At 48.1% G+C, this 7570-nt stretch carries 8 protein-coding genes; 4 read left to right on the forward strand and 4 right to left on the reverse strand.

Features of this window, described 5'->3' with window-relative positions; all coding sequences use genetic code 11:
- Window positions 1-174 precede the first annotated feature (174 nt).
- Entirely contained in the window at window positions 175-1839 is a 1665-nt protein-coding gene (locus L3556_RS16180) for a helicase HerA domain-containing protein (protein ID WP_277868364.1), read from the reverse strand.
- A gap of 149 nt (window positions 1840-1988) precedes the next feature.
- The gene (locus L3556_RS16185) at window positions 1989-2147 is read right to left on the reverse strand and encodes a hypothetical protein (RefSeq protein ID WP_277868365.1); all 159 of its coding nucleotides are present in this window, start codon (window positions 2145-2147) and stop codon (window positions 1989-1991) included.
- Here L3556_RS16185 and L3556_RS16190 point away from each other — a divergent pair.
- Entirely contained in the window at window positions 2131-2718 is a 588-nt protein-coding gene (locus tag L3556_RS16190) for a hypothetical protein (protein WP_277868366.1), read from the forward strand. The two genes, L3556_RS16185 and L3556_RS16190, sit on opposite strands and share 17 nt — an antisense overlap.
- Window positions 2719-2734: 16 nt before the next feature.
- On the opposite strand, the gene L3556_RS16195 is transcribed toward L3556_RS16190, so the two are convergent.
- On the reverse strand, window positions 2735-2923 hold the full coding sequence (locus L3556_RS16195; RefSeq protein WP_277868367.1) for a hypothetical protein: 189 nt from the start codon (window positions 2921-2923) through the stop codon (window positions 2735-2737).
- Window positions 2924-3224: 301 nt separating this feature from the next.
- Here L3556_RS16195 and L3556_RS16200 point away from each other — a divergent pair, with 301 nt between their 5' ends.
- The 3 genes from L3556_RS16200 (at window position 3225) to L3556_RS16210 (ending at window position 7142) form a co-directional block, all read left to right on the forward strand.
- Window positions 3225-4418 (forward strand): homospermidine biosynthesis protein, encoded by a 1194-nt coding sequence (locus tag L3556_RS16200; protein ID WP_277868368.1) that lies wholly within the window; start codon window positions 3225-3227, stop codon window positions 4416-4418.
- 134 nt (window positions 4419-4552) lie between these two features.
- Window positions 4553-5821 (forward strand): ABC transporter substrate-binding protein, encoded by a 1269-nt coding sequence (locus tag L3556_RS16205; RefSeq protein WP_277868369.1) that lies wholly within the window; start codon window positions 4553-4555, stop codon window positions 5819-5821.
- A complete protein-coding gene (locus L3556_RS16210) occupies window positions 5802-7142 on the forward strand; it encodes a mechanosensitive ion channel family protein (protein WP_277868370.1) in 1341 nt (446 codons plus the stop codon). Before L3556_RS16205 ends, L3556_RS16210 begins: the two co-directional genes overlap by 20 nt.
- Window positions 7143-7177: 35 nt before the next feature.
- Here L3556_RS16210 and L3556_RS16215 read toward each other — a convergent pair.
- Window positions 7178-7570 (reverse strand): Hsp20/alpha crystallin family protein (locus tag L3556_RS16215; RefSeq protein WP_277868371.1); only part of this gene is annotated, 393 nt, incomplete at its 5' end.

A 7570-nucleotide genomic window follows, 5' to 3' on the forward strand; every position in this document is an offset into this window, starting at 1 on the left:
AACAAAAGTAAAAAACGTGAGATAAATCAATGAAATGCGAAATAAATTCATGAAAAATAATTAAATCGAAAAATTGGATTTAAACAGGTTTCTTTTGGAAGATTTATTTGAGCTAACTATAGATCAATATCTTAACAATTTCTCTATATTTTAAGTTCAATTTATAAGTAGTAACTATTCGAGAATTTTTTTGCCCCGTTTTAAGGGAGGTTTTCGCCCTGCCACCGGAGCGATCGCCAATTCTTGGTCTGCAAGGCGATGGGGTTGAAAATAGCTCTGCCACAGGGCTGGGGCATCCAGAGTTTCGCCACCATGTTGACTTAGACGTTGCCGCACTCGACATAAGACCGGCGTATTCACACAGGCACCGGCAATAATCACTTGGCCCTTACTGAGGGCAGGTAACTCCTTGAGGAGATCACGGCCCGCTGCCTCTACCCCATACTTGAGACTATCTTGATCAACAGGGTTAATAATCCGCAGAATAAATTGACTCATACATTGGGAGAGAACATCCGCATCGAGTTTTCCGGGCCGTTGGGTAATTAACCCCACACCTAGGCCAAATTTGCGTCCTTCGCTGAGAATAGTACGAATCACTTGCTTACAGCGGGATGGTTCATGGGCTGGGGCAAAGCGATGGGCTTCTTCTAGCAAAATAAAGACGGGATAGGGCAGATAGGTTTCATCGGCGGGGGTGGCTTTCCCTTTGTGGGTATTCATGCGGGCATGGTTGGCTTGGCGAAGCAGGGCGGCACAGATCACCTGTTGTTCCTCCTGGGAAATTTCATTCATCTGCAGGATCGTCACTTGACCGGGGGTAAATAGATCCTTGGGGAGGAGGTGCTTAAAGGCATGGAAATAGTCAGACCGCGCCAGTTGCTCAAGTTTCCAGTCCAGGGCTTGGGCGGAGGAGCCTGCTTTTTCATTGCCGTCATCGTCCTGGGTTGAATCCACTTCAAAAACTGCTTGAATCAGATCGTTCATATCCCAGCGTTTATCTTGATACCGCTGCCGAATTAAACCATAGGCTTTGTTTAGAATGGCCTGCTGGCGATCGCTCATGGGGGGAAGCAAACTGAGAATATCGTAAAACTCTAGGGAGGAGACGCGAATGGTGATCTGATCCGGGGTAATGATCTTCACCTGGGGTTGATAGCCATCGGCACCCCGAAAGGCTTCATGGCCCCGTAATTCTGCCAGGGTGTGGTATTCACCGTGAGGGTCAAAAATAAGAACTGCGGCCCGATTTTTAGGTAGGAGTAATTCCTCCACTAGAACACCAGCCGTATAGGATTTTCCGGAGCCCGTACCCGCCAAAATGGCCATGTGGGTACTCACCAGTTCCTTGACATCCAAACTAATGGATACGCTATTTTCAGGGCGGAGCAGCAGGGAACCAATGTGGGCAGAGCCGATGTCCTGGGGAGATTTGCGATTGAGGACATGGTTAAGGGTCTGATCACTGGCGCGGTAAACCTTTGTCCCTGGTTCCGGTGGGCGACGTAAGTTACAAAAGCCTAAACGGGGATCGAAGGCACCGAGAACGGCAACCCCCACTTCGTAAAGTTCCGCTGGTTTACAGGTAAAGCCAATCAAGGCGGCGATCGCCCCAGGGTCTAAGCCATGATCCGCAAACATGCGATCGGGGAGATGCTCAATTAAGGAACAGGTGGAAATCTTGCCGAGAATATTCTGCTCTAAGCCAGTGCTATCGACCAGGGTGTAATAGACAAATTCACCAATCGGAACGGGGCCAGGGTCTGAGGTAATGAATAGATACTCGTTGCCGGTTTCGCCGGGGCCTTTGACAATGCCAACGACTTGGGGAGAAGACATAGAAAAACTCTAAAATTGGCACAAGGGGGGGAGCCGGATTAAAAAAGTGGCAAAAGCGGCACAGTCAAGCCCCCATTGCCGGCAAACAAGGTTACAAATAGATAGTAGCCGAGTTTAGCCGAAGATTTAATTCTAGCCGGAATAATCGTCTAGTATTGATGGGCAACTCCTTGGGCCGGTGTTGATTTTGGGAAACCACCAATGACAAGTAGGGTTAAACTAAGTTCCCCCTTATTACTGATGGGGGCGATCGCAACCACGCTGGCGGGATCGTTATTGGGAACACCCCCCGTGGCTGCCCAAAGCATTAGGACCGTTCAAGAACTGCCTGATGGTAGTTATCGTGTCTGTAGTTCGGTTCCGGCGAATCCACCCCTAGGGGCCCTCAGTGGCACCTGTTTTCTATTTCGGAAACAGGGAAATCGTGTGATTGGTACCTATCGGGTGGCCCCCGGTGATCCAACGGCCTGGTGTATGGAAGGAACGGCGGTGGGAAGTGAAATTCGCGGCTTTGTGGCCACCACCGGAACTCTGCCGGAAACCTATTTAATTAATTCCCTGCTGCCCGACAGTCAGTTACGACTTTTGTCGCCGTTCTTGCGGGTAGCCAATATTCAAGTCCGCCAACTGAGTGTTCGTCCCGACACCTTAACGGTGAGCTTAGTACCCTTTGGTGCCCCAGACCCACGGGGACAGCCCGTGCGCATCAATATGCTCCAAGGTAATGATGAGGCAGCACCCCCCTCCCTAGGAGATTCCTTACCACCGCTTGTGGGTGAAATCCGTTACAACACAGCGGTTTTAGACCTCTCTACCTTTTATCTATACAATCTCGGCAATGTGCCCCCTCCCACCAGTTGTCAACCTAACTTTGGCTAATTAATGTCAGTAACAATCAATATCGCTGGCGGAGTAGGGTCAATAAGGCCCAGACTCCAGAGACGATCACGAGCACGCTCAGGACTAAAAAGATAATCCCTGGCACCATGGAGAGTTGTCCAATGCCCCGGAGAATATAAAGGCTGATTGCCAGGGCAAGGAAAACAATAAACAGCTTTGCGGGCACAGGCGGCGGACTATCCATTAGTGGTATAGTTACAAGTAATGTAAAGTCATGGTACTTGTCAACATTGAACCCAATGGCATTGATGGGCTACCCTAGCTTAAACATCTGGTATCTAGGAATAGGCCTGAGGCAACGACGACTCGCAGATCCCACCTTGTCCGTGGTAGATGGCTGTGAAGGGCCCAGTATGGGCTGATCGACCTGCAACTTGAGGTTTGCTACCAAACGTAGTGAACTGGGTCGATCAGAGACTATATAAAAATTTTGAAAAATTCTGGCGCGATCGCCACACCCTAATCCCATCATCGGAAGGTTAGCCATGTCTAAATTCGCTACACCCATTTGTCCTGCGCCCATTGCCACCGATATTAGCGTTACGGATCTCATCGATAACTATTTCACCGCCTACAACTCCGGTCGCCTACGGGAACTGTGCCATCTTTTGGCCCAGGTTGTTTTTCAGCCAGGGGTCACCGTTGGTTTAAGTCTTTCTGGAGCCATGACTCCCACAGGATTGGGGATTTCTGCCTTAGCTCCCCTGGTGCGGGCCGGATTTATTGACTACATCATTAGTACGGGGGCGAATCTCTACCACGATATTCACTATGCCCTAGGGATGGATCTCTACGCTGCCCACCCCTTTGTGGATGATGTGCAACTGCGGCAAGAGAGTAAAATTCGTATCTACGATATTATTTTTGACTACGACGTACTGCTGGAAACCGATGCCTTTTTGCGGCAAATTTTACGTTCCGAACCCTTTCAACATCGCATGGGGACGGCAGAGTTTCATTATCTGTTGGGTAAATATGTCGCCGAAATTGAGCGGCAGCGGCAACAACCCCATACCTGTTTACTCTCCACTGCCTACGAGTGCGGCGTTCCCATTTACACCTCATCCCCTGGGGATAGTTCCATTGGCATGAATGTGGCGGCCTTGGCCTTGGAAGGCTCTCGCTTGATCTTGGATCCGGCCATTGATGTGAATGAAACGGCGGCGATCGCCTACTTTGCCCGAGAATCTGGCGTAGAGGGTCTAGAGGGCAAGAGTGCGGCCTTGATTATTGGTGGGGGCAGTCCCAAAAACTTCCTGCTGCAAACCCAACCCCAAATCCATGAGGTTCTTGGTCTAGAGGAGCGGGGCCATGATTACTTTATTCAGATTACCGATGCCCGGCCCGATACGGGGGGATTGTCCGGGGCCGTGCCCAGTGAAGCTGTCAGTTGGGGGAAGGTGGATCCCCAGGGATTGCGGGATACGGTGGTGTGTTACACCGATAGTACGATCGCCCTGCCCATTTTGACGGCCTACAGCTTAAATCGCTGCCAACCCCAGCCCCAAAAGCGGCTCTACGATCGCCGTGCCGAAATGGTGGAACAGTTGCAGGAACTCTATTTACAGGCCCAGCTTCAGCAGCAGGCCCAGGATAAGGGCTTGACCGCCAACCCCCCTCAAACAATGCATGAACCGGTGGCCACCTACCCCTGCGGCACCCCCATTCGTCGGAGTTAGGTACACAAGCTAGGATCAGGTTTCTTAGGGAACTCTGCGGTTAATCCCCTAGCATTTTTCCGGCACAATGGAGTAGTTCTAGGGGCGATCGCAGGGTCACTATTTTGTTGAACGGCATATCAAGATTTTTGGTAATGGGTAGTATTCTCCTACTCCTGTTGCTGCAATGGGGCTGCGCTACTCCCCTTGGATTGATTGATACGGCGGATGAAGAACCATCGAATCAGGCCCTCCATGGCCAAATCCTCGTTTGGTTTAGCTTTCCTCAAGATACAAGGCCCGAACTAGTTCAGGATTTTGAAAGGAGTCTTCAGGAGGCAGCGCAAGAATTTCAAAACATCCATGCCAACGTTAACATTGTGATCGAATTTTTCCCAGAAGAGGAGGCGATCGCCCAATTTATTGCCCAAAATCGCCAAGGGTTTGGCCCGGATATTCTCTATACCTACAACATTAAGGTTCCTACATTAATCGAAAGTGGCACTATTCGCAGTTTTGCCGTGGATCAATTTGATCTCTCTAGCTACTGGCCGGAAACCCTCGAACACGTTCAGGTAGGTGATCAGCTGTATGCCTTACCTGTTTTTCTGCGTACCCAGGTTTTATGCTACAACCGCTCTAGGGTAGACCAGCCCCCCCAAACCTTAGATCAGTTGGCAGAGCAGGCCAAAAAAGGCTATTCCGTTGGGCTTCCCTCCTCTTTTGCAATGACCGCCTGGGGTGTGGGCCTATTTGGTGGCAATAATGCCTCCCTCTCGAAGCAAGTAACGGCTTGGGCTAAGTGGATTGAATGGTTAAAGGACGCCCGGGCCGCCCCCAACATTATTCTCAGCAGTGATACGGCCAGTTTAAGCGAGGCCTTTGCCACCGGAAACCTCACCTACTTAGCCTGCGCCTCCGAAGAAATTCCCCTATTTCGCCAAGCCCTAGGACAAGAAAATTTGGGTGTTACATTTTTACCCCACACGGATCAGGGAAAACCCACCCCGCCACCCCGCGTAACCGTGGTTGTATTTAATAAGGCATCCAGCCCCCAACAAGCTACTATTTCTTTGCGACTCGGCCGCTTTTTAACCAATGCCGAACAGCAAAAACGGGTTATCTTAGGATTACAATCCATTGCTTCAGTGAATCAAAATGTGATCATTGATCGTCGCTTGTATCCCATCGCCGGAACCGTTGCTGTCCAATCTCAGTTGAATGGGTTTCTAGAAAAGTACAATCTTTCAGAAATCAACGAATTACTCCTTACTGCCGAACCCATCTACGAAAAAGCGATTTCTGGGGAAATTAGTCCGGGAGAAGCCGCCCAAGAACTCCAGACGTTAATTATAGATATTCGTAGTAGGGACGATCTCAATAAGAACTTAGGGCATCGTAACAATGACAGACCCCGGAACTAGCTATTTATTTGAGCAAATCACCAAACTATCCATCTATCTGAATCGTTGGGTCGTGCAACGGCAATTTCTCTTTGTCCTGTTGGCCTTTCTCTGTGCTTGGTTTATCAAAACCCTTTTTTGGAAATATGCACGACAACGAGAGGAGCAGGTTAGGGCATTTTCTAAACGAGCTTGGTTTCAATTTGCAATTCATATTAGCCAAGATACGATTAATCCACTGATTATTTTTCTTTCCTTAAACTGGATTCGTCGATTATTTTTGTGGCAACAATGGAATAATGGATTAGTTATTTTTGCCCTGAGAACCTCAGGGGTTTACCTCCTTTATGCCTTAATTATTACCTTAGCCAAAGAACTGACTTCAGCAAAGATCGTAAGTTTTTACCAAAATCGTCTATTTTTACCCCTGTTGCTCACCTATTTCATTGCCTCTTTTTTAAGTTTAATAACAGACCTATCCTTATTAGTCAATGTGAGTCTCTTCAAGCTATTTGATAGTGCTATTACAATTGGCTCGTTATTATTGATCACCTTCGGATTATATATTTGGTTTACCCTGGTTTCTCTATTGGAATATATCATTAGTCATACGATTCTACGATACTTCTATGAAGAAATTGGCCCCCGACAAGCCACTGCAATTTTAATTCGCTATTTTTTGATCACCCTTGGTATTGTGATCATTATTGGCTCTATCGGCCTTAACTCTACGGTTTTTGCAGCCATGACCGGTGGTTTATCCTTGGGAGTTGGCTTTGGTCTCCGGGAAGTGATCAGTAACTTTATTAGTGGCATTGTGCTTCTGTTTGAAGGGAATTTACGCCCAGGGGACGTTATTACTGTGGAGGGAGAATTGAGCCAGGTCAAGGTTTTAGGGGTTCGCGCCGCCGTGGTAGAGGTCACGAAGGACAATTCCGAAAAAATTATTCCCAATCAAATCTTCTTTACAGAGAGCATTACCACCCATACCCGCAGCAATCCGCTGATCTATCGATCGCTCTTGATATCAGCCCACTATAGTTGTGATCCGAGTCATGTGATTAATGTTTTGCTGGATACGGCGGATAAACACCCGGAAATCCTCGCGGATCCCTGTCCCATTGCCTTTTTTGACTGCTTTGGTGAATCTAGTTTAGATTTTGAGCTAAAGTTTTGGTTAAATAATCCCCTCATTGGTAAACGAGTCACGAGTGAACTTGCCTGTATGGTATGGAAAGCCTTTGAAAGAGAGAATATTCCCATTCCCTATCCCCAGCGAGATGTGCATATCTATCCCACCTCTTCAACAGAAATAAATACCAAAGAATTAGACCCCACCTAGGGCGATCGCCCCAGATGAGATCTATGGAACTTAAATTAACCTAGATTGATGCGAACCACTTTATTTTTTTCTTCATCAGCCTTCGGTAGGGTTAGGGATAAAATACCATCCTGGTAATTGGCACCTACATCCTGATGATTAATCCGGCCCGGCAAGGGAATCACCCGTTGAAATTTACCATAGCGAAACTCACTGCGAGTCACGCCATTTTCTTCACTTTGACGTTCGGTTTTACGCTCCCCAGAAATGGATACCGCTTCCGCCGTCGCCTGAATATCTAAGTCTTTTACATCCATCCCCGGCAGTTCTAGGCGCAGGGTATAGCTATCACCATTTTCAACTAATTCAGCCCGAGGGACAAAGCCAAGACCAATCCCTTCTTGGGAGTTATTACTGGTTACTAGATTATCGAAGAGACGGTTCATTTC

The sequence above is a fragment of the Candidatus Synechococcus calcipolaris G9 genome, from assembly GCF_029582805.1.
Lineage (GTDB): Bacteria > Cyanobacteriota > Cyanobacteriia > Thermosynechococcales > Thermosynechococcaceae > Synechococcus_F > Synechococcus_F calcipolaris.

What these genes read in the sequence shown, in the direction of transcription:
- L3556_RS16195 (WP_277868367.1), bottom strand. Translation starts at nt 2,923, where the DNA reads ATGGATAGTCCGCCGCCTGTGCCCGCAAAGCTGTTTATTGTTTTCCTT.
- L3556_RS16200 (WP_277868368.1), top strand. Translation starts at nt 3,225, where the DNA reads ATGTCTAAATTCGCTACACCCATTTGTCCTGCGCCCATTGCCACCGAT.
- L3556_RS16210 (WP_277868370.1), top strand. Translation starts at nt 5,802, where the DNA reads ATGACAGACCCCGGAACTAGCTATTTATTTGAGCAAATCACCAAACTA.
- L3556_RS16205 (WP_277868369.1), top strand. Translation starts at nt 4,553, where the DNA reads ATGGGTAGTATTCTCCTACTCCTGTTGCTGCAATGGGGCTGCGCTACT.
- L3556_RS16180 (WP_277868364.1), bottom strand. Translation starts at nt 1,839, where the DNA reads ATGTCTTCTCCCCAAGTCGTTGGCATTGTCAAAGGCCCCGGCGAAACC.
- L3556_RS16185 (WP_277868365.1), bottom strand. Translation starts at nt 2,147, where the DNA reads ATGCTTTGGGCAGCCACGGGGGGTGTTCCCAATAACGATCCCGCCAGC.